Genomic DNA, 23,777 nt, shown 5'->3' with positions numbered 1-23,777 from the left:
GGGCGAATGTTATCCTGATGGAACGTCTCTGACGAGCTTTTGATTGGGAGTTTAAAACGTTCCGGCGGCCTTTCTTCCGACCCAGAAAAGACCTAGCAGCAGCACCAGGAGGCCGGCCCATGCAGGGTGTGACCAGATCTGCAGCCTCCGCTCCTGGACGGCGGGCTCCGGCATGGCGGAGATGGCAGCGAGGACCAAATCAGGGGCGCTGGCATCAAGCACCTCGCCTTTGGTGAAGCGGGAGATCTCGCGCATCACCTCAAAATGCGCCGGCTGGCCGCGCTTCTCACGGCTGGTGCCCTGGATCGAAATCTTTGTTTCCAAGGAGGATCCAGCCTCGGCACAGCTGAGCTGCACCATGTGCTCGCCGGGCTCCACCGGGGTGAAGACGCCATTGAAGAGCCCCCAGGCTTCCTCGCCGGCGGGCATGAGGCGCACGCTGCTCACCTTGCCGCTGGGCGCAGCGATTTGCGCGATCACACCCCCTTCGCGCAGCGGCTCCCCGGTGAGGCTCATGACGTTCGCGTTCAAGGTCAGCACCTCGCCGGTGCGCGGGCGGTCGGGAGAGTAAAAGAGGCGCATTTTGCCGCCGCTGCTCATGTTGCGCTGATAGGCCATCCAGCGCACCACCTGACCCCAGAAACGGTAGTGGTATTTGTCCTCCACGCCTTTGCGCCAGCGCCACGCGCCATCGGTGCCCATGAAGAGAATTTTACCTGCGCCGTAGGTCTTCGTCACAATCAAAGGCACACGGCCAAACTGATTGGACTCGGTGCCATGTGTGGCCAGCACTTCGCTGCCTGCCTTGGCGCGCAATGCCGGTGCGTACCACTGAAAGCCTGGCAGATTGCCCCACACGCGTGCACTGGCTTCGTCACTGTCTTCGAGCTTGGTCAAGAGGCTGCGGGTGCCTGCTTCAGTGAGCGCAAATTTGCCCGGTGAGGACGAGCCCCAGCCGCGTGGCTGGGCGGTGTCCCAGACCACCGGCAGGAGATCTGCGAGGGGCGTCTCCTGCAGGGTGGACTGGAAGCCATGGAAGCCGGGCATGAAGACGAGGCCGCCCGCCTGGTCGCGTACGAGTTTTTGCAGTGAAATGCATTGCTCTGCAGTGAGCTGGTTTTTTGCCAGACCCACATCGCCCAGAAACACGACATCGTAGTTCGTCAGCTCTTCATCCTTGGGGAATGCTTTCAGATAACCGCGGCCTTCCCCCGCTTTGCCAAGTCCAGGATGCAGCAGCAGGCAGCTGACCTCCACACCGGGATCTCGCTCCAGCGCATTGCGAAGGTAGCGGTACTCCCAGCGGGGGAAAGATTCGATCACCAGCACGCGGAGCTGCTCTTTGCGGATGGAGAGAGGCGCCTCTTGTGAATTGTTTTCAGGGTAGCGCTCTCCCCGCGCTCTTGGGACCGTCAATGACAGCTTCACCTCACCGGGCTTGTCTGGTTTCCAGCCGAGAACGTCCTGATAGCGGCTCATGGCAGGGAGGGTAACTTCTTTGGTGATGATCTCCCCGCTCGTGGATTTCATCTCCAGCAGCACGACTTCATCGCGTGGCAGCGAGCTTTCGATGGTGAAGGGAATGCGCAGCGGCTTGCCCGCCACTGCGAAGGTGGGCACATCAAAGCTGGTGAGCTCGACATCCGGCATCCGAGTTTCTGAGCCGGTGGGCACAGCAATGACAGGAACCTCACGCATGCGCAGCCGCGTGGTTGCCTGGGAAGGGGCCAGGCCTGTATTCCAGTCACCGTCGCTGATGAGAACGACGGCTTTGAGATTGGGCTGTTTTTCCAACACGTTCGACAGTGCCGCCTGGATGTCTGTACCCTCAGCAGGGGGTGTCTGTGAGGATGAAAAGGCCTCGATGACCACGTCCATGCGCTGTTTCAATGGTTCCCAGAGCTTTGGATCCGTCAATCGGGCTGCGGCAGCCTCACGCGACTTCGGTTCTGCATCGGGTCTGGTTTTGTCGATGACATCCCTGGTGGTCATGCTGCCCGAAACATCGTGAAGCACTGCCAGGGTTGGTTTTGTCTCCGGCTTGAAGGTTTCCAGCCACTCCGGCTGCAGCAGGGTGATGGCAATGCCAACGGCAATGAGAATACGCAGAAGCTCAAGCCAGCCAGTGGCCTTGCGGTAGCCGCTGCGCTGCCATGCCATGAATGCGAGACCGGACATCGCCACGACAAACGCCACTCCGATGCCAAAAGCGGCTGGCGTGGGATTGAAGACGAGCTGGGATGTGGCAGGGGTCATCGCGCAGGAGCGGGTTGTGAGTCGCGTTTCGCCGGCATGCAAAGCAGGGCCTCCCCGAGGAGTGCGAGGGCCATCACAAAGAGGAAGGTGCGCCAGATCTCGCTGGCCAGGCTGGCATCGCTTTCCACCTGATCTTCTATGGCATGGTAGTCGAGTCCGGCAAACAGCTCGGACAGTGCTGTCTGCCCCAAGGTTTCGGGATGATCTTCCCTCAGCGGTCTGTTGAGAGCGACGAGCCTGTCACCCTTTTCCACGATGCCGGCACGCAGCGGCTGCTCGGAGCTCAGGACTGTCTGGCCGGAGCGTTTCCACGCGCTGAGATCGCCGCGGCCCAAGGCGGTGATGCCGGACTCGCGCTGCTGCGCTTTACCCAGGCTGCGAGCGCCTTCATTCAGCGCGCGGTGCAGCATGGCAAACATCACCACACCATCGCGGGCCAGACTGGAGGAGCCGGAGCCGGGCAGCGTGCCGAGGAACCACGCATTGCCCTCGCCGGGAATGTCTGCCCGGATGAGCAGCGGCTTGTTGCCCGTGAGGCGTGCCAGCGGTGTGCCCTCGCCTAGAATCTCGCAGCGGCGGCTTACCTCGAGATCCCCCACAGGCAGCGCGGTGCCGCTGCGGGTGTTGGCCAGCAGGCCCGTGTCGTTGCGCCACCACTCGATGCCTGTAGCTTTTCCGTCGGTGCTCCACGCTCCCCAGTGCAGGCCGCCAAAAGCCTCCGAACTGGTGGAGTCGGTGGGCAGAAAGAGAATGCTGCGGCCGGTGCTGAGATGATTGGCGAGCTGTTTGCTGATCAAGTCGTCGGTCTTCGGGAGGGGTGCGTGCCAGATGATGAGTGCGACGTCGTCCCAGGAGATCTCTGCGGCGCGTGCGGGGGGCAGAACGCTGGCGGCGTATTTGCGGGTCGGATCGGCGGCGGCTTCGAGTGCGGCCTGCATGGGGCCGGCTTCGGTTTCATCATCGGTGACGATGACGGACTGAAGGACGGCGGGTTCGTCGAAGACGAAATGATAGACGTTGTCGGACAGCGAGGTGTCTGCGGGGAGCTCGACCCGGCCTGAACCGCGTTTGGTGGTTTTGTCGATGGGGATGGCATGCCCCTGAAGCACGAGCTGCGAGTCCTTCATCTTCACTTTGATCGTGCTGCTCACATCATTGATCACAAACCGCAGGGGCAGTTCCAGCGGTTCACGTGAGGCCGCATCTCGCGTCACGCGCAGGTCCAGCAGCAGCTCGGCCTTGCCTGCCGTTTCATTGCGCACGACTCGTTGCACTGAGATGGAGAGGTTTTGCGTCGCAGGCTGCGCGTAGTTCAGCAGATGAAAGCGCAGCCCCTTCAAAGAGGTGAAAGCACTGCGCAAGGCCTGCCAGCGTCCACTGGCGGCATCCCAGTCGCTCTGGCGCAGATCGCTGAGCACCCAGACATCGGTGCGGCCGGTTTGATTCGTGGTGATGTAATCGAGGGCGCCTTGAAGCATCGCAGGAATGTCCGCCGTGGTGTCGGTAGAGCCGGTGAGCGGAAGGTCGACGAGAGACTCGGGTTTTTCCAAAAGCTGTGGCTGCAGGTGGGCGTTTTCGATCAGCACCAGCTTGGAGCGCGTGCCCACTGTAGCACGCAAAGCCTGCGCGAGTTTGGAAATGCCCGCCGCACGCTTGCTCGTGCCAGTGGCAAGGGTCTGCTGCTCCATGCTGGCCGAGCGGTCCAGCAGAATGATCACCGTGTCCGGCACACCCCCGGTGAGGCCGAGCAATCCACCCGCCATCGGTCTTGTGATCACAAACAAAATCGCCGCCACCGCCAGCACTCGAAACGCCAGGATCAAAATCTGCCGCAGCCGCGACAGCCCCTTGTTCATCCTCTGCGCCATCTGCAGAAACATCATCGCCGCCCACTTCACCTGACGGCGGCGGTACAGGTGGATCAAATGAATGACCACCGGCAGCAGCGCGAGCGGCAGGGCGTAGAGGAGCGCTGGGGCGAGGAAGGTCATAGTCCGCCTTGGTCGGTAAAGTCCTTGGCCTCGCAAGCATCGTATTTGGCCGCGAATTCACGGGCCGTCTGAGGTGCTTTCCAGACACGAAAGGCGAAGTAAGTCAGCAACAGAAAATAACCGAGATCAAACAACCAGCCACGACGCAGAATGTCGTCGGCCAATTGATCACAAATTGTCGTGAACGTAATTGGGGTAAACAATGCGATCATCAGTTCGCCAGAATCATCGCACACATTCCTGCGCCTGCGGCGAAGCCAGACGTACCAGATCATGCAAAGCAACGACAAAACTGCTCCTCCGAGCCAGGAAACCCGCTGCAACTCGTTCAAATGCAAAGAGTAGGCAGACTGAAATCGAAACGCAGTCATGCCGATAAGAAGAATGGACATGCCAAATTCTCCTGGCCGCATGAAGCTGTAGTGCGGCCGGCGTGTGGTCACTGGCGGCTGGTGTTGTTTGATCATCATCGCCCCCCTTTCTTCTCAATGCGTGCCAGCAGAAACTTCGCGAGCACATCATCATACTTCTCGTGCAACTTCACGCGGTGGTAGTCCATGCCGGTTGTGCGCACGAGTTCGTCGATCTCATGCATGTACTGCCGCACGGCTTCTCGGTAGTTGCGGGCGATCAGACTGGGGTCGGCGAGGATGGCCTCGCCGCCTTCCATGTCGATGAAGCGTGCTGGGCGGTCGAAGTCAAAATCGAGCTCCTGCTGGTCGAGCAGATGAAAGACGGCGACGTCGTGTTTGCGGAAGCGCAGATGCTGGATGGCAGACTTCAGTTCGGCGGGCGGCACGAAGAGATCAGAGAAGACGATGACGAGAGCGCGCTGGCGGATCTTTTCAGCAGCGTCATGCAGTGCAGTAAGCAGCGTGGTTCCGCCGACGGGCTGAATGCCGGACATCTGATCAAGGACGAGGCCGAGGTGCGAAGCTCCGCGTTTGGCGGGGATCTCCACGGGCTTCTCCGCGAGACTCCACAGGCCCACGGCATCGCCCTGCTGAGCGGCCACGTAGCCGAGCGTGCCGGCGAGCTTGCGCGCGTAGTCGAAACGGGTGCTGCCTGCGGGGCCGTAGTTCATGCTGCCGCTGGTGTCCATGAGCAGGCAGAGACGCAGGTTTGTGTCAGCCTCGAATTCCTTGATGTAAAAGCGGTCACTGCGGCCCCAGGTGCGCCAGTCGAGGCGGCGGGTGTCATCGCCGGGGACGTACTTGCGATACTGCGCGAATTCAAGCGAGGAGCCCCGCACGGGGCTTCGGTGCTTGCCGGAGACGCCGCCGAGCATGGCGTGGCGCGCGTTCAGCGGGAGCGCCATCAGGCGGGAAAGGACCACTGGGTCGAGGAAAGCGCGGGAAGACTCAGCCATGACAGTCTCCTTCCAAATTCAGCTTCATGTTTGTTCTGATCTGCGCCGATAACTCTGCCAGCTCGAGTCGATGTACTTCGAGTTGCTCTTGGATGAACTGTACTGGATGAGGCATGACGGAGAGGTTTGATCGAGGACGAGGACGACTCTGAAAAAGAACCTCACCCAGCCTTCGCCAGTTCATCCACCAGCCGCTTCGCCACATCCCGGCTGCTGATGCCATCGCTCTCTGCCGTAAACGTCGTCATCACACGGTGCCTCAGCACCGGCTCGGCCACTTCCATGATATCCTCCATGCGCACCATGTAGCTGCCGTACAAGGCAGCGCGCGCTTTCGCACCCAGGATCAAATATTGCACGGCACGCGGACCGGCGCCCCAGCTCACCAGAGGCTTCAGCCACGTGGGGGCCTCGCTGCTGGCAGGCCGGGTCTTGCGCACGAGATCGACAGCGAATTCATAGATGTGATCCGGCACGGGCACGCGGCGTACAAGTTCTTGGAAGGCGAGGACCTTGGGGCCGTCGAGGATGTGTTCGAGCTTGGGCAGGCTGGCTCCGGTGGTGGTTCGGGCGATGGCGATTTCTTCCGCGCGCGTCGGGTAATCGACGCCAATCATGAACATAAAGCGGTCGAGCTGCGCTTCGGGCAGCGGGTAGGTGCCTTCCTGCTCGATGGGATTCTGCGTGGCGAGCACGAAGAAAGGGCTGTCGAGCGTGTAAGTGCGGCCCGCCACGGTGACTTTGTGCTCCTGCATGGCCTCCAGCATGGCGGCCTGGGTTTTTGCAGGGGCTCGGTTGATTTCGTCGGCCAGCACGATGTTGGCAAAGACGGGCCCCTTGGCAAACTCGAAGGCGCGTTTGCCACCGGGCAGTTCCTGCAGGATGTCGGTGCCGGTGATATCCATGGGCATCAGGTCCGGAGTGAACTGGATGCGGCTGAAGCTGAGCGACATCGTTTCGGCGAGGCGGCTGATGAGCAGTGTCTTGGCCAGGCCGGGCACGCCCATCAGCAGCGCATGACCACGCGCAAAGAGGCAGATGGCAAGCTGCTCGACCACCTTTTCCTGGCCGACGATGATCTTCTTCAGTTCGTTGCCGAGCTGCACGTAAACTTTGCGAAGCTCATCAATGGCGGCGACGTCATCTTGCGGAAGCGGAGAGTTGGACATGGTGATTTTTTAGGAATGCTGCTAATGCCACCAGAAAACAGGCCTTCTGACAAGGGCGGCTTGTGTAAATAAACTGTCAACGCCGCAGAAACTTGGGTTTGTTTACCCGAGCAGTGTCTGCACATGATGAGTGACGGCGCTGGCGAGTCCCTGAATGTTGTAGCCTCCTTCAAGGATGGAAACGAGGCGGCTCTGACAGTGGGTGCGGGAAGATTCGAGCAGGAGCCTGGTCAGCACCACGAAGTCATCGTCCGTGAGGCGGAACTGGCCCAGCGGATCATCAATGCGGGAATCGAAGCCGGCGGAGATGAGGATGAGATCCGGTTTGAAGGTGTCGATGGCGGGCAGGAGGCGGTCGGTGAAGGCGGCGCCAATCGTGCTAATGCCCGTGCGCGCGGGGAAGGGAAGATTGAGCGTGCAGCCTTTGCCCTTGCCTTTGCCGGTTTCATCGGCGTGGCCCGTAAAGGGGTAGAGCGGGCTCTGGTGCGTGCTGCAAAACAGCACGCTGCCGTCTTCATAGAAGATGTCCTGCGTGCCGTTGCCGTGATGGACGTCCCAGTCAACGATGGCGATTTTTTGCGCGCCGTGTTTCTGCTGCGCATGGCGTGCGGCGATGGCGATGTTGTTGAACAGGCAGAAGCCCATGCCCTGCGCCGGGCGTGCGTGATGACCGGGCGGACGCACGGCACAGAACGCGTTTTTGACCTTTCCAGCGAAGACGGCATCGACAGCGTTTAAGACGCCGCCGACAGCTTGTAGCGCCACGGCATAGGATCTGGCGCAGATGGCAGTGTCGCCCGTGCTGAGATCATCAAGGCCGGATTCGACATCCTTTTTGGCCGTGGCGATGTAGCCGCGATCATGGCAGAGGGCCAGTTCATCCAGCGTCGCCACACGGGGCGCGATGGCGTGTGTTTTGCCAACGATGCCGGAATCCGTCAGCGCCCGGGTGATGGCCACAAGGCGCTGGACGCTTTCCGGATGCCCCGGACCTGGGTCATGCTGCTGATAGATGGGATCGAGTAGCAGGGCAGTCATGCAGAGTTTACGATGATCGACTATACTATACGATTGCTGGCGGTGGTTTTGGCCAAACCATCGTCAACTGCGCTCAACAACTGTAAACTTCCGTCAACTCTTCCTCAGCGTTTGCCGAAGAATTCGGCCAGCTTCTGCAGGTCTTTTCCTTCCGCCGGTTTCATGGCGCTGGCGATGGCGGCGTCCTGAATGGCAATGAGCTCCCTGATGCCTTTGCGGCCGTATTCGAGCATGGAATGAAGCTGCGCCTCGGTGAAGGTGGCTTCTTCGCCGCTGCCCTGGATTTCGACAAACTCGCCGTCTTCTGTGAGGACAATGTTGCTGTCCACATCGGCGGCGGCGTCTTCCTTGTAGCAAAGGTCGAGGAGAGTTTCTCCGTTGACGATGCCGACGCTGACTGCGGCGATCTTTTTCTTGAGCGGCTGGCGGGTGATTTTGCCTTTTTCGAGAAGGCGGTTGAAGGCGATGGCGACGGCGATGCAGGCGCCGGTGATTGCGGCGGTGCGGGTGCCGCCGTCGGCCTGCAGCACGTCACAGTCCACGCAGAGAGTGCGCTGGCCGAGTTTTTCAAGATCAACGACGGCACGCAGGCTGCGGCCGATGAGACGCTGGATTTCCGTGCTGCGGCCATCGGGCTTGCCACGTGAGCTTTCACGGTCCTTGCGCTCCAGCGTGGAGTAGGGGAGCATGGAGTACTCGGCGGTGAGCCAGCCGCCTTTGACGTTCTGCACCTTCATCCAGCGTGGCACCTCTTCATTGATGCAGGCGGTGCAGATGACGCGGGTGTTGCCAAAGGCGATCAGGACGGAGCCTGCGGCATGCGGGGCGACGTCGAGAACGTATTGGATGTTGCGGAGTTGGTCGGGGGAGCGGCCGTCAGTTCTGGGCATGCCGGTGCTTAGCACGGAGAGAGGATGCTCCAAAGACTTTTGTGAGCTGTGACCCACGCAATTGAACAAACCCTGAGAGCCCTCCGTCAAAGCTTTAACTTAAATGGCATTCGTTATGCTAAAGGCAGATGACAGTTCACAACTTATCTCCATGACGCGTTTTCCCCGCCCTGGCTGCTGGTTCCGTTTCACCCCGACGGATTGGAATTTCATTCGTGACACCCTGGCGCCGACTGAGCGCAGCAAGGAGGGCTTCAAAGCAATGATGGACGACCCGGAGGCGGTGCCGATCATTCTCGACAACGACAAACTCTTTGATGCCGCGATCCTTTCCCGCAAGGCGACCATGCTTTCACCGGAGCTGTTTTTCTTCATCGTCGTGAGGCATTCGCTGAAGGGATTTGGCATTGAGGAGATTGCCGTGGCAGACTACATGGCCGTGGTGTGCGCGGACTTTGGCTGCTCGCCGACGAAGGGGCCTGAGGATATCAATCACACCATCGACAGCCTTTACAGCATCGACTACCTGGAGGCGATCGAGAATGCCAGCAGGCACCATAAGTTCTTCCTGCATGTGCAGTGTGCGAATCAGTTTTTGGTGCTCACGTGCTTGTACCCCGACTTCCTGCACAGGCGTGCGGCGCGGCGCGGCGCACCGGATGTGGAATACTATGAGCAGGTCGTCGTCAGCCACCTGGACGCCGCCCGCAGGCATGTGCTGGCAGATGAGTTTGCCATGGAGGAAACGTTTGAAAAAGTGGCCCAGTGCTTCCCTCCGGCGCGTCGGGCGATGAATCACACCGTACGTGAGTACCTGAGCCTGGGGCAGTAAGCCCCTGGGCAGAGGGGCTCCGGTTCAAAGAGTCGTCTTGCGCATGGGATCGACGCGGGGAGTCACTGGCGCCGCTGGGCTGGTGAGATAGATGGCTATGTCTTCGCGGCCTCTCCACGCATTGCGGCACCATTTGTTGCTCATACCCTGCATGATGTCTGCGGCGAGTTCACGACGGCCGATGGTGACTGCGAGAATGCCGAGGTCGCTGCGTAGTTCGTAGCTGTCCGGCCACCGAGCCACAGCTGCACGGATGCAAAGCTCGACGGTGTCGAGGTTCAGGCGCGGCTGGATGGCGGGGAAGCTCCCATCAAGGTAGATGCGGCGCAGCATCTGCGCAGCCAGACCGCCTTTGGCGGATGACTGCAGTTCTTCAACAATTTGGGAGCATATCTGGCGGCCGTCTTCCCCTTCATTCACGAAACAACGGCCCAGAGCAATCGCATAGGGAGTGTAATCGGGGTATTTGCCCAGCCCTTCTTGAAACACCGGGGCGATTTCGTCTGCGGGCCGACCGCAGACGGCCTGCAGACGCAGCATCGTGTCGTACCAGGCCGGACTGGTTTTCGGAATGTCCGGCATCATTTTCAGGCCGCGCTCAGAGGCCTCCCGGATGGCTGCGAAAGAGCTGCGGTGCCTGGCCTTGAACATGACATAATTGTAGAGATAGCGTGCCTCTGCGAGACGGGCAAAGACGGACGAGGGCTTCTGCTTCTGCCAGATGAGGATGGCGTCGTGGATCTCCTGCCAGGAGGCTTCTGACTGGACGTCCTGGTCCAGAGGGCGCATGGCGTTCATGATGATGTCGAGCGCCCAGTCGCCGCCGGAGGTCTGCAGCTCGCTGTGATTGATGGCGGTGAAGAAATGCTCCAGACGTTCGACGTTTCCTTCACGCAGGCGAAGCACAGCCATGTGCTCGATGGCCTTGCGCTGCTGGAGTCCGTCGAATTCATCGCGCTCTCGCGGGAAATGAATCTTCCCGACCACCTTCAGACTCATGGCCGCATAGAGCATGCAGCAGTGCTCATGGTAGCGAAGCGCAGTGCGGACCCACGTGACGGAGCGGTCCTCGGCGAGGATCATCGCGTAGGGGAATTTGGTTTCGATCAGCTCGATGGCGGGTGCGGCCTTTTTGACGTCACCGTAATAGAGGCAGGTATAGGCCTTGGCCAGAAGGACGGCTCCGGCGTCGTGGTAGGCCTTGAAATTTTGCGCTTCTTCCCAGGTCTGAAAATTATCGATGAAGGACGAGAGTTTGGAGGCGCGTGGAAGCACGTCCTTGAGGGCCTCCTCCATGTCCTCCAACTGCCTTGGATTGCGGCTGGCGTACCAGTATTTGGCGGCGGCCTGGTAGTTGTCATGCTTCTCGCGTTTGTGCGCAGGCAGGGATTCTCGCCTTGCTTGCTCGATGACCTGGGGAGGAAGCTGCTGGGACCAGCTTTTAGAAACAGGCAACAGGACAGTAAGAAGAAGGCAGGTGCGGGTAAGAAGTTTGGCCAGAGAGGATAGAACAATCACAGCGTTCATTATGGTAATTATAACCATCACGCAACGGGAGTGTCAAACCACAGCAACTGCAAAAACCTATCTGTGCGGCAGCTTTTCCCGTTGCTCCGCCAGCCTGCCTCGCAGTTTGGCCAGTTCTTCTTCGAGATCAGCGATCTTTTTTTCCAAGGATGCGCAGTACCTGGCGGGGTCGCGCCGCTGAAGACGTTCGATGAGGTTGAAGAGCAGAGCCAGCCGCCAGAGCCTGGTCCAGAGGCCTCGGAGACGGTAGGCACGCAGGAGCTTGCCTGCACGTAGCATGCGGGTGAAACGGAAGATGTTCAGCACACGCAGGAAAGCGATGAGCGGCAGGAGAATGATGACGAGGTTGATCCAGTTTTTGAGGCAGTAGGCCAGCTTGGCTGGTGCGGCGGCGACCATCCAGAGAAACTCCATCGTGAAACCGATCCAGATGATGCAGGTCATCAGGTGCGTGGCCAGCGCCATGCGCGGGTGATTTTCCAGCGTCTCTCCGCCGGTGAGTTCCGCTCCCAGAACAGGCAGCACCAGCAGGGTCAGAATGAGCATGGGCAGGGCGAGCTTTTGTTCGAGCTGCTCGGTGGTGTCCTCTCCCACGGGTTTCCAGCCGATGCCGGGCAGCCAGAGCCAGCCGGCAGGTTGGCTGCTGGCGGTGATCATGCGCAGAGGAGGCAGCAGGGTGGTGAGCAGCAGGCGTTTAAGACGTGCAGGCCAGGCATCATGGGCGGCAAAAAGTCCTGCGATCCCTTCGAGGATCACCACGAGCCACAGGGCAATGACGAACGGGCGAAAAAACGCATGGGCCATCAACCAGGCACGAAACTCCTCGCCGCTGTCTCCATGCGGCAGCACCAGTCCGACCACGGATAGAAAAGCGACTGCAACGACGAGCATCAGGCCTTGGCGCAGATTGCTGCCTTGGGGTGCCTGGCTGGGAATGCTCGAAGCGCTCATGGGTGGGCTAGTTAGAGCCAGCCTGCAGAAATTGGCAATCCCTGGGTTGCTTTGCCAGGCCGCAGCCTGGTTCAGCCACCGCCCAGCGCATAACCCACGCCACGCACTGTACGGATGAGCTTTTTGTCGTGGTCCTTGTCGATCTTGGCTCGCAGGCGCTGGATGTAGACCTCCACGAGGTTGGTTTCGGGATCCATGTTGTAGCCCCACACATGCTCATAGATCTGCATGCGGCCAAACACACGGCCCGGGCTGCGCATGAGGTGCTCCAGCAGTTCAAACTCGCGCGTGCTCAGCTCGATGTCCGTGCCACCACGGCTGACTTTGCGCTCAAGGAGATTGATGCACAGGTCATCAACCCGCAGCAGATGACTCGAATCTCCGGCCTTGCGGCGCACCACGGTGTGGAGGCGTGCGGCCAGCTCCTCGACGAAAAACGGCTTCGTCATGTAGTCATCGGCGCCGAGGTTCAGCCCTTCGATTTTTTCCGGCAGGGTGGAGCGCGCGGTCAGGAGGATGACAGGGACATTGTTGCGCTTTTCACGCAGGCCGCGCAGGATGCTCAGGCCATCGCGCCCGGGTACCATGATGTCCAGCACCAGCGCATCGTAGGGTACGGTTGTGGCCATTTCCCAGGCTTCATCGCCATCGCTGATGGCGTCCACCTGGATGCCCTGCTCCTCCAGCCCCTTCTTGGCAAAGGAGAGCAGTTTGGCCTGGTCTTCGACGAGGAGAATGCGCATGCGCGGCAGATGATGCGGTGCAAAGGCGGATTGTCCACTCGCACCTGAAGGTCTATGATGCTCGGATGAAGCTTCTGCTGGCATTCCTGCCATTTTTTTTCTCAGCGTCTCCTGCTGTGGAGCCATTGTCGCCTCATGGCATTCAGGCGGCGGCGGCATATTCGGCAGCACATGGCGGCCATGCCCTGCTGGTGAAACAGAACGGCAAAATGGTGCACGAATCCTACACGAACGGGCACTCGAAGCGTGAGCCACATCGCATCTACAGCGGTACCAAGGCCTACTGGGGAATCATGGCTTTTGCAGCGGAGAAGGACGGACTGTTCAGCTTCGATGAACATGTGGCCGACACCATCACCGAGTGGCGTGGCGACAGGCGGAAAAGCCAGATCACCATACGGCAGCTGCTCGACTTCAGCCATGGGCTGGAGCCGATGTTTGGTCTGCATGAAAACACCTTTCCTGATCGCACCACTGCTGCGCTGAAGGCCGGGGCCGTGGCAGCGCCTGGCAAGTCCTTCATCTACGGACCGGCTGCACTGCAGGTGTTTCACGAACTGCTCGCACGCAAGCTGGAGCACAAGCAGACGCCCACGCGCTACCTGGAGCGCAAGGTGCTAGGCCCGCTGGGGCTAAGCTCTCAGCGTTATTTACCAGATCAGCATGGTGCGCCGCTGCTGGCAGCCGGCTTCATGCAGACGGCACGCCAGTGGTCGGAACTGGGCACGTGGATGCTCAGGCAAGAGGAGGTGTTCATGAAGCTGCAGGGCAGCAGCGTCAACGCGGCCTTTGCCTTCGGGTTCTGGAACAACCACGCCGCCGCCAGCAAAGCCGGTCGCGAGGTGGATGCGGAATCGATGCTGGACAGAAAATGGCAGCAGCAGTCCTGGCGCAACGCCTGCCTGAGCCGTTCTGCTCCCGCAGACCTCATTGCATGCATCGGCTCCTACGGTCAGAGGCTTTACATCGTGCCATCCATGAAGCTGGTCGTCGTGCGGCTGGCGAAGGATTCCAAGCCTAACGACGCAGCGCTGCTGAAACTGCTGTTTTCAAAGGGGCCGTGAACTCCTGCACAAGGTGTCTGGATTTGCCCATTGAGCATACTTGGACCACCGAGGTCAGTCCTTCACCGGGAGGGCTTTGGGAGGAGCGACCGGCTGAGGTGCAGGGACGGCGGGCACAGGCTGGGCTGTGCCAGGCTTGTCATCCTCTACAGGGATCGCCTTGCGGACCACCATCTTGGACACGCCGTAGATCAGGGTGCTGCTTTTGGGCCGCCATTGGTAGCCGATGCCGAAGGGGAGTGCGGGCACTTCGGTTTGTCTGAAATACTCGGCCAGGTCAGCCTGGTAGTGCTGCTTGAAGAGGGCGATGGGGCCTGGGTACCAGCCGTAGGCTTTGACGTCCCATGAGTCGCGGGGGAAGTCCTTCCACATGATGCCGGAGTCGTCCTGCGTCATGGTATGGCAGTGGCTGAGCAGGTAGTCGCGTATGGCATGAAACTCACTGAGGTGCATGAGGTAGGATGCGGACTTGGTGTAGCCGTTCATGGCTCCGAGCCCGTCGCAGAAACGCAGGAAGGAGGCGTCCTGCTTGAGTGCCCAGCTCGCAAGGTTGGTGGAGAAATAGTAGAGAGTCTGCTGCTGGCCCTTGGTGCCGAGGAAGGTAATGCGTGCACCGGAGGTTTTGGTCTCCCTGTCGGTGATGATCTTGCCAGCGGCATCCAGCCAGATTTTTTCCACTTTCTGGATGAAGCAGCCACAGCGGGCCAGGAAGACGTACAGCACCGGCAGGGTGCCGGTGAGCTTGGTGGCCTGCAGGTCTTTCTTCATGTCCGCCGTGATGAAGAAGCTGAAGCTGAGCGATGCATTGAGCGTGGTGCGCAGATTGCGCATGGATGAGCCGAGTTCGCCTTCGCTGAGTTTCGTCACGTCTGGCAGCTGGCCCACGGGCTCCACAGCAGCCAGCACATAGGTGGAGGCATTGGGGAAAAAAGTGTGGGCATGCAGGAAGTCGGGGCCGCTAAAGACGTAGAGCAGCGGCGAGGTGTCGCCAAAAGCCTCAGGGAGGCCCAGGGGAACCCAGGCCCGGATCGGCCCAAACTGGCGCTCCTCGGCATCTGCCCAGGAGGCGTCCAGCTCCTTGGCGTGTGAGTTGAATTCGCCGCGTTGGGCCAGGCCGGCCAGCGACGAGCCTTCCTGCGGCATGCCAGCAAGGAAGCGCGCCTGCTCATTGGGCGTGGGCGGTTCCGCAAGGGCGGTTTGAACCAGGGCAAGCAGCAGAACGAATGTTTTTTTCATGGTGTGCGTGGAGTACGCGGCGAAATGAAGTAAATGATCCAGCCGAGCAAAATCAACGCCATGCCGGCAAGGGTTTCATAAGGGTGCTTCTTGGCCACGAAGATCATCATCCACAGGCTGATGCCGAGAAACAGCAGCGGCGTCACCGGATAGCCCCAGCAGCGGTAGGGGCGCGGCAGGTCCGGCTGCCGGATGCGCAGCACGATCAGGCCCACCACCGTGGCAAATGAACCCAGCTGGATGCTGAACTGCACGCAGGTGAGCACCGTTTCAAAACTGGCCGTGAGCAGCAGGGTCACCACGATGGCCAGCTGCACAAACAAGCCCGCCACCGGCACGCCGCGTTCATCGCTCACTGCCAGTGGTGCGAGGATGCGCAGGTCCTGGCCCATGGTCTTCATCACCCGCGGGCCCACCCAGGTCATCGCGCTGATGCTGGAGACCAGTCCCAGGCAGATAAGGCCTGACATGATTTTGCCGCCGGTCTCACCGAAGATGTGAACAGCCGCGATGTGGCCGACATCCAGCTTGCCATCGAGCTCGCTCATGGGCGCCACATGCATGAACACCGCATTCAGCGCGAGATAAAGGCCCGCCACCAGGAGCGTGCCCAGCGCAATCGCCAGAGGCACGTTCTTCTGCGGGTTGCGTATGTCTCCAACAATGTACGTCGCGGCATTCCATCCTGCGTAAGCATACATGACGTACACCAGACTCACGGCAAAGGGGGTGCTGCCCAGCAAGCCTAGGTCGCCAGACGCGGGCAGAAAGTGCACAGGCTGTGCTTTGCCAAACAAGAAACCAGCACCGATGAAGACAAGTATCAGGGCGACCTTGAGCCAGGTGGCGGTGTTTTGAAACTTGGCTGCCATGTGGATGCCGCCCACGTGGATCAGAGTCACGGCCCATACCATGACGAGGGACCAAGTCGTCGCTGGTGCTGTGGGAAAGATGCCGGAGAAGTATTTGCCAAAAGCCATCGCCGCAAGCGCGATGGGGGCCGCAAATCCCACGGTCACCGAGAGCCAGCCGGAAAGGAAGCCCACGGACGGATGAAAAATTTTGGACAAGAAATGATACTCGCCGCCGGAACGTGGCAGGGCGGCCGCCAGTTCGCCATAGCATACGGCACCACAGAAGGCGCAGACCCCGCCGACGAACCAGAGCATCAGCAGAGCAAAGCCGGAAGGCAGCCCCCCCACCTGAAATCCCAGCGAGGTGAAGACCCCCGTGCCGATCATGTTGGCTACCACCACCGCCGTGGCTGTGATCAGCGAAATACCCTGAGTGCGTGTGGTGCTCATGGGCGCGATGGCTACGCCCACCATAGGATGACGTCAACATCACACCTCGGGATGGCACAGGGTTTATGGACTTCGCAGCCCAGTTAAAGTTGCCTTTTGGGTGTTTGGTGCGTATGTTAGTTCTGTGAAGCCGAACTCACACCAACTCATCTCTTTCGCCATCCTGGCAGAAAGCAGTGTGATCCATCCGCTTTGCCACCGTCTGGCGGCAAGCCGAGCTTAAGCGGGCATCCCCCAGATTTGGGACTGCCCGCGTACTCAGCAGGTGCCAGAGCCTGCGCCATTCATTTCCAGCCCTCGTCAGCATGACGTGTGGGCGCCACTCTGGTCATTACTCAGGCGCATGCACGCACGGTGGCATGTGCTGCCTGTCTGCGCACGTGCCGTCAGCCAGGCTTTTCCTCCAGCCCAGACACAACTCAAATTCTCTTTTTTATGAAACTATTGGAACGACTTGTTACCCAGAATGACAACCCGGCGCGCGTTGGCGGCGCTATTCGTTATGAGCGGCCCACATGGCGGGTCACCTGCGTGTTCAAAAGGCAGGAAATCTGCGGATTGGTTTCCGCCGAGGCCATTTATGAAGTGGCGGCCCGCAACGAGGAGGAGGCGCGGAAATCCGTGCGCTCCTTCGTGCTTCGGACGCATCCTGAGAGCACCATTGAGTCCCTTCAGGCCATCCGACAATGACGGTCTGACACCGCACATCTGACGCCGCGTTTATCCTCGGAAAGACCCCTGTCACTCTCGGCAGGGGCCGCTTCCGCCTGCCTTTGTCGCAGGCCTTTTGCCCACCTATTTTTTCCATTCTTCCCCTTCATGAGCACCCTTTCGATACATCACTATGATTACGTAACCCTGCGTCCGCTCAATGAGCTGGCCACGCTCCATGAGTTTGACATCACCATCCAGGTCGTGCCCGGATATGAGGCCGATGCTGACCGCGGCCGCATCTCGGAGGATGCACCTCTCGGCAGGGCGGTCCTGCGCCGCAGTGCGGGTGAAAAGATCGAGATTCAAGTTCAGGGGCGCCAGCTGGTAATGCTCATCCTCGCCGTTGAAAAGCAGCACGCGATGTCCGCTTAACCGGGCAGTGAAGATCCGCCCAAAGCACGGCTTGCAGGGCACGAAAATGGGAATTCGTTTTCTCCGTTAAAAAGGCATCCGCAAAAATGTGTCAGTGGGGTGATGTTGGTCGTCACCCTGCGGGAGCCCGCCACCACCAGGGGGGCGGGCTCCTGCGACTGCAATCAACGAAGAAGCTGCAAGCCTCCGGCAACTGCTGGCCCAAACCGTTTAAGACAACAAACGGCTCTGACAGGCGATCCTGAGTGAAGACAAGCGCAAAAAGTTCTTCGAGAGCCTGAACGCAGGCCCCGAGTTTGTGCTGTATGCGACGAATCTGGATCAATTCAGAAGCGCTACTCTGCCCCGCCGGGGCAAAAATAAACGCATATTCATCTTGGCGCCTGCGGTGCTGTTAACCGCCTGGGTTTCTATCGGGGTGTGATTCAATCACCCACCACCATGAAACTCGCGTCTCTTTCCACCCCGATTCGTCACCGCTCCCAGTCTCAGGTGCTGGCTTCTGGCGCCGGATCGCCCGTCTTTCATCTTCATACCGTCACCTGGCAGGCTGACGGTTTTGGTTTTGACGCCACCAGCGGTGAATTTTTCACCGCCAGCCCCACGGCGCTGATCGTCATGCAGGCCTTGGGAGAGGGCATGACTCGCCTGCAGATCCTCGACCGCCTCACCGCGTGCTTCGAAGTCGCCCGCAGCACTGCGGAGCGTGATCTGGAATCCTTTCTCGCCGAGCTCGTTCACATGGGGCTCGCCAAGGAAATGAACTGAGCTCAGCCCATCAATTCATCCTCCCATGAATGCTTCACCTGTCATCGCCGTCACCGGGCTTCATCGCGGTGAAAATCCCCAGCCCGGCTCTGCCGTTATTCGCAGTCTGCGCCGCGTTTATCCCGAGCTGCGTATCATTGGTCTTGTTTATGATTCGCTCGAGAGCGGTCTTTTCAGCGAAGAAGACGCCCCGGATGCCGCATTCACCCTCCCTTATCCGGGTGCCGGAGTGGAGGCATTCTGGCAGCGTCTGGATGCGATACGCGAGATCGAACGCTTTGACGTCTTGATCCCCTGTCTTGATGCTGAAATGGGGCCACTGGTCGAAGCCCCGGAAAAACTGCGGGAGCGCGGCATTCACGCATGTCTGCCCACCGCCGAAAGCTTCAAATGCCGCGACAAGTCCAAACTGGCTGCGCTGTGCGAGCGTACGCACTGCCGCACACCGAAGACTGTGGCCGTAAACGACGTGAACGCAATGCATCAGGCGGCAGCTTCACTCGGCGGCAATGTCTTCGTCAAAGGCCGCTTTTATGAGGCAAGGCATGCCATCACGCCGGCTGCCCGCGAAGCCGCATACTGGCACATGCTGGAGCAATGGGGCGCTCCGGTGCTGGTGCAGGAAAATGTGCAGGGAGAGGAGTACAATGTCATTGGGCTGGGCAATGGCCGCGGCCAGATGCTTGGCTCCTGCTCCATCCGCAAGATGCTGCGGACCTCCAGTGGCAAAGGGTTTGGGGGCATGATTGTTCGTGACCCTCAGCTGGATGCCATGGCGGAATCGCTCATTGCCGAGCTGAAGTGGAACGGCCCGTTTGAGCTCGAATTTGTCAAATCCGAAGGCTCCCAGGGCGAGTACTGCCTCATCGAGATCAATCCGCGCTTCCCCGCCTGGTGTGATTTTCCCTCATCGCTGAGCTGCAACCTGCCCGCTGCTGCGTTTGAACTTGCCCTGGGCTGGCAGCCACGTGAGCCGCTCCGCCACGCTATTCCCGGCAAGTTCTTCATCCGTCATGCCATCGACATGACCGGTGACATTCGCGATCTCGCCGCGCTCACCATGAGCGGCCAATTCTTCCGTCAGCCGCGCGAGGTCATTCCACATCCCGCCTCATCCCGCAGTCTTTGATTTCACCCCCTATCTGCATCCTCCCATGCAAACGCTTCAGCCCTACACTCCGCCGACGATCACCCGTCATCTCAGCGGCCAGAACAGCGCCGCCAACCGCAACCGCCATGCCCATGGCCTCAGCAGCAATGTCTGCGAACGCATCGAAGGTGTGCCTGTGGCCGATCTCGCCGCACGCTTCGGCTCGCCGCTCTTCGTCTTCTCCGAACGCACCTTGCGTGAAAAAATTCAGCGCGCGCGCGAAGCCTTTGAAAGCCGCTATCCCAGTACCCGCTTTGCCTGGAGTTATAAGACAAACTATCTCAACGCCATCTGCCGCGTCTTCCACAGCGAAGGCTCCATTGCCGAAGTGGTGAGCGAGTTTGAGTATGAAAAGGCGCGCCGCAACGGTGTGGCCGGGAGAGACATCATCTTCAACGGCCCGCACAAAACCCGTGCGGGGCTCGAGCTCGCCGTCAGCGAAGGCGCTATGATCCAGGTGGACAACTGGGATGAGCTTCTGCTGCTCGATGCCATCGCCAAGGAAACAGGCCGCGGCATTGACATCGCCATCCGATGCTGGCTCGACGCAGGCATTCTGCCCGTGTGGAGCAAGTTTGGCTTTGGTGTGGAAAATGGCGAGGCGTGGCGCGCCATACGCCGGATCGCGGAGAGCAAGGGGCGTCTGAACCTGCAGGGGCTGCACACCCACATCGGTACATACATCCTTGAGCCGAATGCGTACAAAGTCGCGGCGGAGAAGCTCATCACTCTGATGGAGCGCTGCCGTGAGAGCTACGGGTGGTCTCTGAAGTATCTCAACCTTGGCGGCGGGTTCCCCTCCCTCAGCACGCTGCATTACTCCTACCAGCCTGCGGAGCAAGTGGTGCCGCCGATTGAAAAATACGCAGACGCCATCGCGGGTGCGCTGAACACGCTGCCGAGGGACCGCCGCCCGCGCCTGTATCTGGAAAGCGGACGCGCGCTTGTGGATGAAGCGGGCTATCTCATCACCAGCATTGTTGCCGTGAAGCAGTCCGGCGCCTCCGGTCCGATCACGCTCGCAGGGAAGGCGGCAAAGGCTCCTGCCTACATGCCTGAATCCAACGGTGCCGCGTATGTCATCGACACCGGGATCAACATGCTCTACAGCGGCAACTGGTATCGCTTCAATGTGAAGCCCGCCAAGGCGCAGCGTGAGAGCGCCCAGCAGCCCGTCAAGCTCTATGGCTGTCTGTGCATGAACATCGACGTCATTCGTGAGCAGGTCTCCCTTCCGGCGATGACCACGGGCGATCATCTCGTCATGCATCCGGTCGGAGCCTACAACATCACGCAGAGCATGCAGTTCATCACCTACCGGCCGGCAGTGGTCATGATTGGGCTTGATGGCCGGGTCGATGTCATCCGCGAACGTGAAGATCTCGACTACGTGCAGCGGCTGGAGCGTGTGCCTGAACATCTGCTCACCCGTCGCGTCATTGATTCTTCAACGCCATGAACACGGAAGCCCCGTCAACCCTCCCAGGAATGACCATTCTCGAAGAGACCGGCCCTAGGCCATTCTCCAGATGGAGAAGCGGCGCCGTACGTGCGGCAGCTTTTGCCAACAATCAGCTGCCGCAGCTGAAAATTTTCTCCACACTGCTGCTCGAGGTTTGCCGTGCGGCCAGCTCTGTTTTCCTTTGCGGCAGCTGGCAAACTGGAGCGCTGCTCTGCGCCACGCTGCTGTTCATGCCACGTTACTTTGCATTTGCTGTCAGTGCCTGCCTGCTCGGTAGCTTTGTGGCACAGCTGCTGCATCTGCCAGCATCCATGCGCAAGGATGGCACATTGCTCTACAATGTGCTTCTGAGTGCTCTCGCAGTTGCCTGGATCACACGAGGCTCAGAGCTGACGGCTCCGGCCATCTGGGGCATGCTGGCTGTTGTCACAGTTTACACGCTGCTTCTGTCAGCGGCGCTTTGGCATTGGTTTCCGCTGCGTGCCGGCCTGCCGCCTCTAAGCAGTGCTTTCGTCATCGTCTTTGGCACTTTGCTGACATTTTTCCCGCGCTGGGCGGCGGGCACTGCACTGCTGGACATGGGGCTGCCGGAGGAGCCTGAACTGCCGTTCGCCGTCGCCTCATTTTTACGCAGCATGGGCACGGTTTTGTTTCTGCCAAACGTGTGGGCTGGCATCGCAGTGACTTTGGCCATTCTTGTCTGGTCACGCATCGCCATGCTCAATGCCATTGCTGGCTATGCGGGTGGCATCCTGATCGTGAAATTGCTCGAAGCCAGCGGCCTGCACTGGCTTGGCTGGTTTGCCGGGCACAATTATCTGCTGGCTGGCATGGCGCTGGGAGCAGTCTATTTCGTGCCTTCCTGGAGCAGTCTGTTTCTTGCCTTTTTGGCCGGTGCCGTTGCTGCACTGCACGTCGCGGCGGTGCAGCACTTTCTGCGCGGCTCCGGCTGGGAGTATCTTCCGCTGCCCTACCTGGCCACGATCTGGAGCATGCTCTGCTGTCTGCGCCTGCGCGAAAAGCCCGGGGCGCTGCTGCCTGCCAGCGGTGTGTTCGAAAATCCTGAGGCGGCCGCAGCCGCAGTGGCGCTGGCAAACGCCCGCTTTCCTCATCGCCATGTAAGCCATGTGCTGCTGCCCACGGCGCGCGAGGTCACTGTGACCCAGGGGTTTGATGACAGGCTGAGTCATCGTGGTGACTGGAAGCATGCGCTCGACTTTGAAGTGCATGATGCCGCTGGCAATGCCTGCCCGCCTGGCTGCGATGATGACCTGAGCCGCTATTACACACAGGGCCTCGAGGTGCGCGCGCCAGGAGCCGGTGAAATCATCCGCGTCGTCGATGGTGTGGCCGACAATGCGCCCGGTGGCTGCAACTTTGCCAGCAACTGGGGCAACCACCTTGTTCTGAGACTCGACTATGGAGGCACCGTGAAGCTCGCGCACTTCATGAAAAACGGCATCGTCGTTAAATGCGGCCAGCGCGTGGGTGCGGGAGAGCTGCTGGGCTACTGCGGCAACTCAGGCCGCAGCCCGGTGCCGCACATCCACCTGCACAATCAGGCTGGCTCAGAGACCGGTGCGCCAACCGTTCCCTTCTGCCTCACGAACATTTTTACACGCACGGCCGAAGGCATGCGCTGGAGCTTTGCCTGCGTGCCCAAGGTGGGAGAGCGGATTGCCCCGGCCACGGTTTCCGTCACCGTGCTGGGCATGCTGGCTCATTTTGCTCCGGGAGTGGCCACCTATCGTGTTTGCACAGCGGGATCGACCTCGTTTGAATCCATGACCATGACGCTCGATGAATCGGGCCGTTATCGTTTCAGCAGCGGGGGCGAGTCTCTCACTGCGGTTCTCGGTCTGCATGCGTTGCAGATCACTGAAAGCCGTCTCAGCGGACGTTCTAAGCTCCTGAGCTACCTTTCGTTCGCCATGCCCACCGTGCCATTCGCTTATCAGAGCGGCATGAACTGGGAGGATCATGTCGCTTTGCCGGCCAGGCACGGCCGGGCATTAGCGGGCGTTTTCGCGCCTTATCTGGGGCTGCGCACACAGCGTGTCACCTCCCGCCATGCGTTGCATCCCACCACCCAGCGTCTGCACCTTGCCACCCTTCTTGACTCCCCTCCGGATGACCTCCCGCAGGAGATCGAATTCACTCTCGAGCCCATCTGCGGTCTCACCTGCCTTTCGGCACATTTGAAAGGCTGCGACCACACTTTCACGCAAACCAGCTTCACCCCCACACTGCCGAATGGCGAAACCGAATAAACCACCTGCCTCCCTGACCATGAAAACACATCTTCTCTTCATCACCCTCGCCTGCGCCACTGCAGTGAATGCCGCAGACAAACTGGCTTCCATCTCCGAGTCCTGGCAGCAGTCCCTCACCGAGGAGGCCAGCAACAATTATGCCGCGGCACTCGAGAGCGTCCTGGCGTTCAAAAGCGCCGGTGGAGAAACTTACCTGGCTGCGGTGCGTGCAGGCTGGCTCTCCTATCTCAACAAGGACTACACCAAGGCGGTCCAGTATTACACAACAGCGGCCAAGCAGGAGCCGCGTGCCCTCACTCCACACCTGGGCATGATGAGCGTGTTCCAGGCGCAGGCTCAGCCCGAAAACGTTCTGCGTGAGGCGCGCGAGATTCTGAAAATTGACCAGTTCCATCGCCCAACGCTGCTCATTGCAGGCGAAATTCTCTTCAACCAGCAGGAATATCGCAAAGCCGAGACTTACTTTGAGCGTGCCTACAAGCTGCAGCCTGAAGACCCCATCGGCATGAGCTGGTTTGGCTGGTCTCAGATCAACCAGGGGCAGGCCCGACTCGCCGCGCCCTTGTTTGAAAGGCTCATGGAAATCAATCCTGACGGCTACATGGTGCGTGATGGTTTCGCCATGACTCATCCCGGACCGCCTCCTGGTCAGCGTTGAGACTCAGGAG

At 60.0% G+C, this 23,777-nt stretch carries 21 protein-coding genes; 9 read left to right on the top strand and 12 right to left on the bottom strand.

The features are described from left to right. Positions 1-51 precede the first annotated feature (51 nt). The 7 genes from ACFQDI_RS09725 to rph form a co-directional block, all read right to left on the bottom strand. Positions 52-2,256 (bottom strand): hypothetical protein, encoded by a 2,205-nt coding sequence (locus ACFQDI_RS09725; RefSeq protein ID WP_377165916.1) that lies wholly within the window; start codon positions 2,254-2,256, stop codon positions 52-54. After that, positions 2,253-4,247 carry a BatA domain-containing protein gene (locus ACFQDI_RS09720; RefSeq protein ID WP_377165914.1) on the bottom strand — a complete coding sequence of 665 codons (1,995 nt, stop codon included), beginning with the start codon at positions 4,245-4,247 and terminating at the stop codon, positions 2,253-2,255. The genes ACFQDI_RS09725 and ACFQDI_RS09720 overlap by 4 nt, the downstream gene beginning before the upstream one ends. Beyond that, positions 4,244-4,717 (bottom strand): hypothetical protein, encoded by a 474-nt coding sequence (locus ACFQDI_RS09715; protein ID WP_377165912.1) that lies wholly within the window; start codon positions 4,715-4,717, stop codon positions 4,244-4,246. Before ACFQDI_RS09715 ends, ACFQDI_RS09720 begins: the two co-directional genes overlap by 4 nt. Next, positions 4,714-5,616: a DUF58 domain-containing protein gene (locus ACFQDI_RS09710; protein ID WP_377165910.1), complete on the bottom strand. Its 903-nt coding sequence runs from the start codon at positions 5,614-5,616 to the stop codon at positions 4,714-4,716. Before ACFQDI_RS09710 ends, ACFQDI_RS09715 begins: the two co-directional genes overlap by 4 nt. A 161-nt stretch (positions 5,617-5,777) precedes the next feature. After that, positions 5,778-6,785: an AAA family ATPase gene (locus ACFQDI_RS09705; protein ID WP_377165908.1), complete on the bottom strand. Its 1,008-nt coding sequence runs from the start codon at positions 6,783-6,785 to the stop codon at positions 5,778-5,780. Between the two features lie 102 nt (positions 6,786-6,887). Then, positions 6,888-7,823 (bottom strand): histone deacetylase family protein, encoded by a 936-nt coding sequence (locus ACFQDI_RS09700; protein ID WP_377165906.1) that lies wholly within the window; start codon positions 7,821-7,823, stop codon positions 6,888-6,890. A 104-nt stretch (positions 7,824-7,927) separates the two neighbouring features. Continuing rightward, complete coding sequence (gene rph, locus ACFQDI_RS09695; protein WP_377165904.1) at positions 7,928-8,713, bottom strand: ribonuclease PH; 786 nt, start codon at positions 8,711-8,713, stop codon at positions 7,928-7,930. Between the two features lie 151 nt (positions 8,714-8,864). Between rph and ACFQDI_RS09690 the strand changes: the two genes are divergently transcribed. After that, on the top strand, positions 8,865-9,545 hold the full coding sequence (locus tag ACFQDI_RS09690) for a hypothetical protein (RefSeq protein ID WP_377165902.1): 681 nt from the start codon (positions 8,865-8,867) through the stop codon (positions 9,543-9,545). Between the two features lie 24 nt (positions 9,546-9,569). On the opposite strand, the gene ACFQDI_RS09685 is transcribed toward ACFQDI_RS09690, so the two are convergent. The 3 genes from ACFQDI_RS09685 to ACFQDI_RS09675 form a co-directional block, all read right to left on the bottom strand. Then, positions 9,570-11,000, bottom strand: coding sequence for a hypothetical protein (locus ACFQDI_RS09685; RefSeq protein ID WP_377165900.1), 1,431 nt, complete (start codon positions 10,998-11,000; stop codon positions 9,570-9,572). 129 nt (positions 11,001-11,129) lie between these two features. Continuing rightward, positions 11,130-12,023, bottom strand: a complete 894-nt coding sequence (locus tag ACFQDI_RS09680; protein ID WP_377165898.1) for a potassium channel protein - like protein — start codon at positions 12,021-12,023, stop codon at positions 11,130-11,132. A 71-nt stretch (positions 12,024-12,094) separates the two neighbouring features. Beyond that, positions 12,095-12,766, bottom strand: a complete 672-nt coding sequence (locus ACFQDI_RS09675) for a response regulator transcription factor (protein ID WP_377165896.1) — start codon at positions 12,764-12,766, stop codon at positions 12,095-12,097. A gap of 65 nt (positions 12,767-12,831) precedes the next feature. On the opposite strand from ACFQDI_RS09675, the gene ACFQDI_RS09670 reads away from it, so the two are divergent. Further along, positions 12,832-13,830, top strand: a complete 999-nt coding sequence (locus tag ACFQDI_RS09670; RefSeq protein WP_377165894.1) for a serine hydrolase — start codon at positions 12,832-12,834, stop codon at positions 13,828-13,830. Between the two features lie 54 nt (positions 13,831-13,884). Here ACFQDI_RS09670 and ACFQDI_RS09665 read toward each other — a convergent pair whose 3' ends face one another. Both ACFQDI_RS09665 and ACFQDI_RS09660 read right to left on the bottom strand, forming a co-directional pair. Continuing rightward, the gene (locus ACFQDI_RS09665) at positions 13,885-15,066 is read right to left on the bottom strand and encodes a hypothetical protein (protein WP_377165892.1); all 1,182 of its coding nucleotides are present in this window, start codon (positions 15,064-15,066) and stop codon (positions 13,885-13,887) included. Further along, a complete protein-coding gene (locus ACFQDI_RS09660; protein WP_377165890.1) occupies positions 15,063-16,370 on the bottom strand; it encodes an APC family permease in 1,308 nt (435 codons plus the stop codon). The genes ACFQDI_RS09665 and ACFQDI_RS09660 overlap by 4 nt, the downstream gene beginning before the upstream one ends. 435 nt (positions 16,371-16,805) lie before the next feature. Here ACFQDI_RS09660 and ACFQDI_RS09655 point away from each other — a divergent pair, with 435 nt between their 5' ends. From ACFQDI_RS09655 to ACFQDI_RS09625, 7 genes are all read left to right on the top strand, one after another. Next, positions 16,806-17,060, top strand: a complete 255-nt coding sequence (locus tag ACFQDI_RS09655) for a hypothetical protein (RefSeq protein ID WP_377165888.1) — start codon at positions 16,806-16,808, stop codon at positions 17,058-17,060. 129 nt (positions 17,061-17,189) lie between these two features. Then, positions 17,190-17,456 (top strand): GreA/GreB family elongation factor, encoded by a 267-nt coding sequence (locus tag ACFQDI_RS09650; protein ID WP_377165886.1) that lies wholly within the window; start codon positions 17,190-17,192, stop codon positions 17,454-17,456. A 441-nt stretch (positions 17,457-17,897) separates the two neighbouring features. Further along, on the top strand, positions 17,898-18,224 hold the full coding sequence (locus ACFQDI_RS09645) for a PqqD family protein (protein WP_377165884.1): 327 nt from the start codon (positions 17,898-17,900) through the stop codon (positions 18,222-18,224). Between the two features lie 25 nt (positions 18,225-18,249). Then, positions 18,250-19,353 carry a biotin carboxylase gene (locus ACFQDI_RS09640; RefSeq protein WP_377165882.1) on the top strand — a complete coding sequence of 368 codons (1,104 nt, stop codon included), beginning with the start codon at positions 18,250-18,252 and terminating at the stop codon, positions 19,351-19,353. Positions 19,354-19,378: 25 nt separating this feature from the next. Further along, complete coding sequence (locus ACFQDI_RS09635; protein ID WP_377165880.1) at positions 19,379-20,833, top strand: type III PLP-dependent enzyme domain-containing protein; 1,455 nt, start codon at positions 19,379-19,381, stop codon at positions 20,831-20,833. 29 nt (positions 20,834-20,862) lie between these two features. After that, positions 20,863-23,106 (top strand): urea transporter, encoded by a 2,244-nt coding sequence (locus ACFQDI_RS09630; protein WP_377165878.1) that lies wholly within the window; start codon positions 20,863-20,865, stop codon positions 23,104-23,106. Positions 23,107-23,125: 19 nt separating this feature from the next. Beyond that, entirely contained in the window at positions 23,126-23,767 is a 642-nt protein-coding gene (locus ACFQDI_RS09625; protein WP_377165876.1) for a tetratricopeptide repeat protein, read from the top strand. Positions 23,768-23,777 lie beyond the last annotated feature (10 nt).

This window comes from Prosthecobacter fluviatilis (assembly GCF_042655725.1).
Taxonomy (GTDB): Bacteria; Verrucomicrobiota; Verrucomicrobiia; order Verrucomicrobiales; family Verrucomicrobiaceae; genus Prosthecobacter; species Prosthecobacter fluviatilis.
The sequence above is the reverse complement of the archived record's forward strand: the minus strand, read 5'-3'. Positions and strand labels throughout refer to the sequence as shown.

Bases quoted from the DNA above. Each gene is read 5' to 3' on its own strand.
- ACFQDI_RS09725 (WP_377165916.1), bottom strand. From the start codon at position 2,256: ATGACCCCTGCCACATCCCAGCTCGTCTTCAATCCCACGCCAGCCGCT.
- ACFQDI_RS09720 (WP_377165914.1), bottom strand. From the start codon at position 4,247: ATGACCTTCCTCGCCCCAGCGCTCCTCTACGCCCTGCCGCTCGCGCTG.
- ACFQDI_RS09715 (WP_377165912.1), bottom strand. From the start codon at position 4,717: ATGATGATCAAACAACACCAGCCGCCAGTGACCACACGCCGGCCGCAC.
- ACFQDI_RS09710 (WP_377165910.1), bottom strand. From the start codon at position 5,616: ATGGCTGAGTCTTCCCGCGCTTTCCTCGACCCAGTGGTCCTTTCCCGC.
- ACFQDI_RS09705 (WP_377165908.1), bottom strand. From the start codon at position 6,785: ATGTCCAACTCTCCGCTTCCGCAAGATGACGTCGCCGCCATTGATGAG.
- ACFQDI_RS09700 (WP_377165906.1), bottom strand. From the start codon at position 7,823: ATGACTGCCCTGCTACTCGATCCCATCTATCAGCAGCATGACCCAGGT.
- rph (WP_377165904.1), bottom strand. From the start codon at position 8,713: ATGCCCAGAACTGACGGCCGCTCCCCCGACCAACTCCGCAACATCCAA.
- ACFQDI_RS09690 (WP_377165902.1), top strand. From the start codon at position 8,865: ATGACGCGTTTTCCCCGCCCTGGCTGCTGGTTCCGTTTCACCCCGACG.
- ACFQDI_RS09680 (WP_377165898.1), bottom strand. From the start codon at position 12,023: ATGAGCGCTTCGAGCATTCCCAGCCAGGCACCCCAAGGCAGCAATCTG.
- ACFQDI_RS09675 (WP_377165896.1), bottom strand. From the start codon at position 12,766: ATGCGCATTCTCCTCGTCGAAGACCAGGCCAAACTGCTCTCCTTTGCC.
- ACFQDI_RS09670 (WP_377165894.1), top strand. From the start codon at position 12,832: ATGAAGCTTCTGCTGGCATTCCTGCCATTTTTTTTCTCAGCGTCTCCT.
- ACFQDI_RS09665 (WP_377165892.1), bottom strand. From the start codon at position 15,066: ATGAAAAAAACATTCGTTCTGCTGCTTGCCCTGGTTCAAACCGCCCTT.
- ACFQDI_RS09660 (WP_377165890.1), bottom strand. From the start codon at position 16,370: ATGAGCACCACACGCACTCAGGGTATTTCGCTGATCACAGCCACGGCG.
- ACFQDI_RS09655 (WP_377165888.1), top strand. From the start codon at position 16,806: ATGAAACTATTGGAACGACTTGTTACCCAGAATGACAACCCGGCGCGC.
- ACFQDI_RS09650 (WP_377165886.1), top strand. From the start codon at position 17,190: ATGAGCACCCTTTCGATACATCACTATGATTACGTAACCCTGCGTCCG.
- ACFQDI_RS09645 (WP_377165884.1), top strand. From the start codon at position 17,898: ATGAAACTCGCGTCTCTTTCCACCCCGATTCGTCACCGCTCCCAGTCT.
- ACFQDI_RS09640 (WP_377165882.1), top strand. From the start codon at position 18,250: ATGAATGCTTCACCTGTCATCGCCGTCACCGGGCTTCATCGCGGTGAA.
- ACFQDI_RS09635 (WP_377165880.1), top strand. From the start codon at position 19,379: ATGCAAACGCTTCAGCCCTACACTCCGCCGACGATCACCCGTCATCTC.
- ACFQDI_RS09630 (WP_377165878.1), top strand. From the start codon at position 20,863: ATGACCATTCTCGAAGAGACCGGCCCTAGGCCATTCTCCAGATGGAGA.
- ACFQDI_RS09625 (WP_377165876.1), top strand. From the start codon at position 23,126: ATGAAAACACATCTTCTCTTCATCACCCTCGCCTGCGCCACTGCAGTG.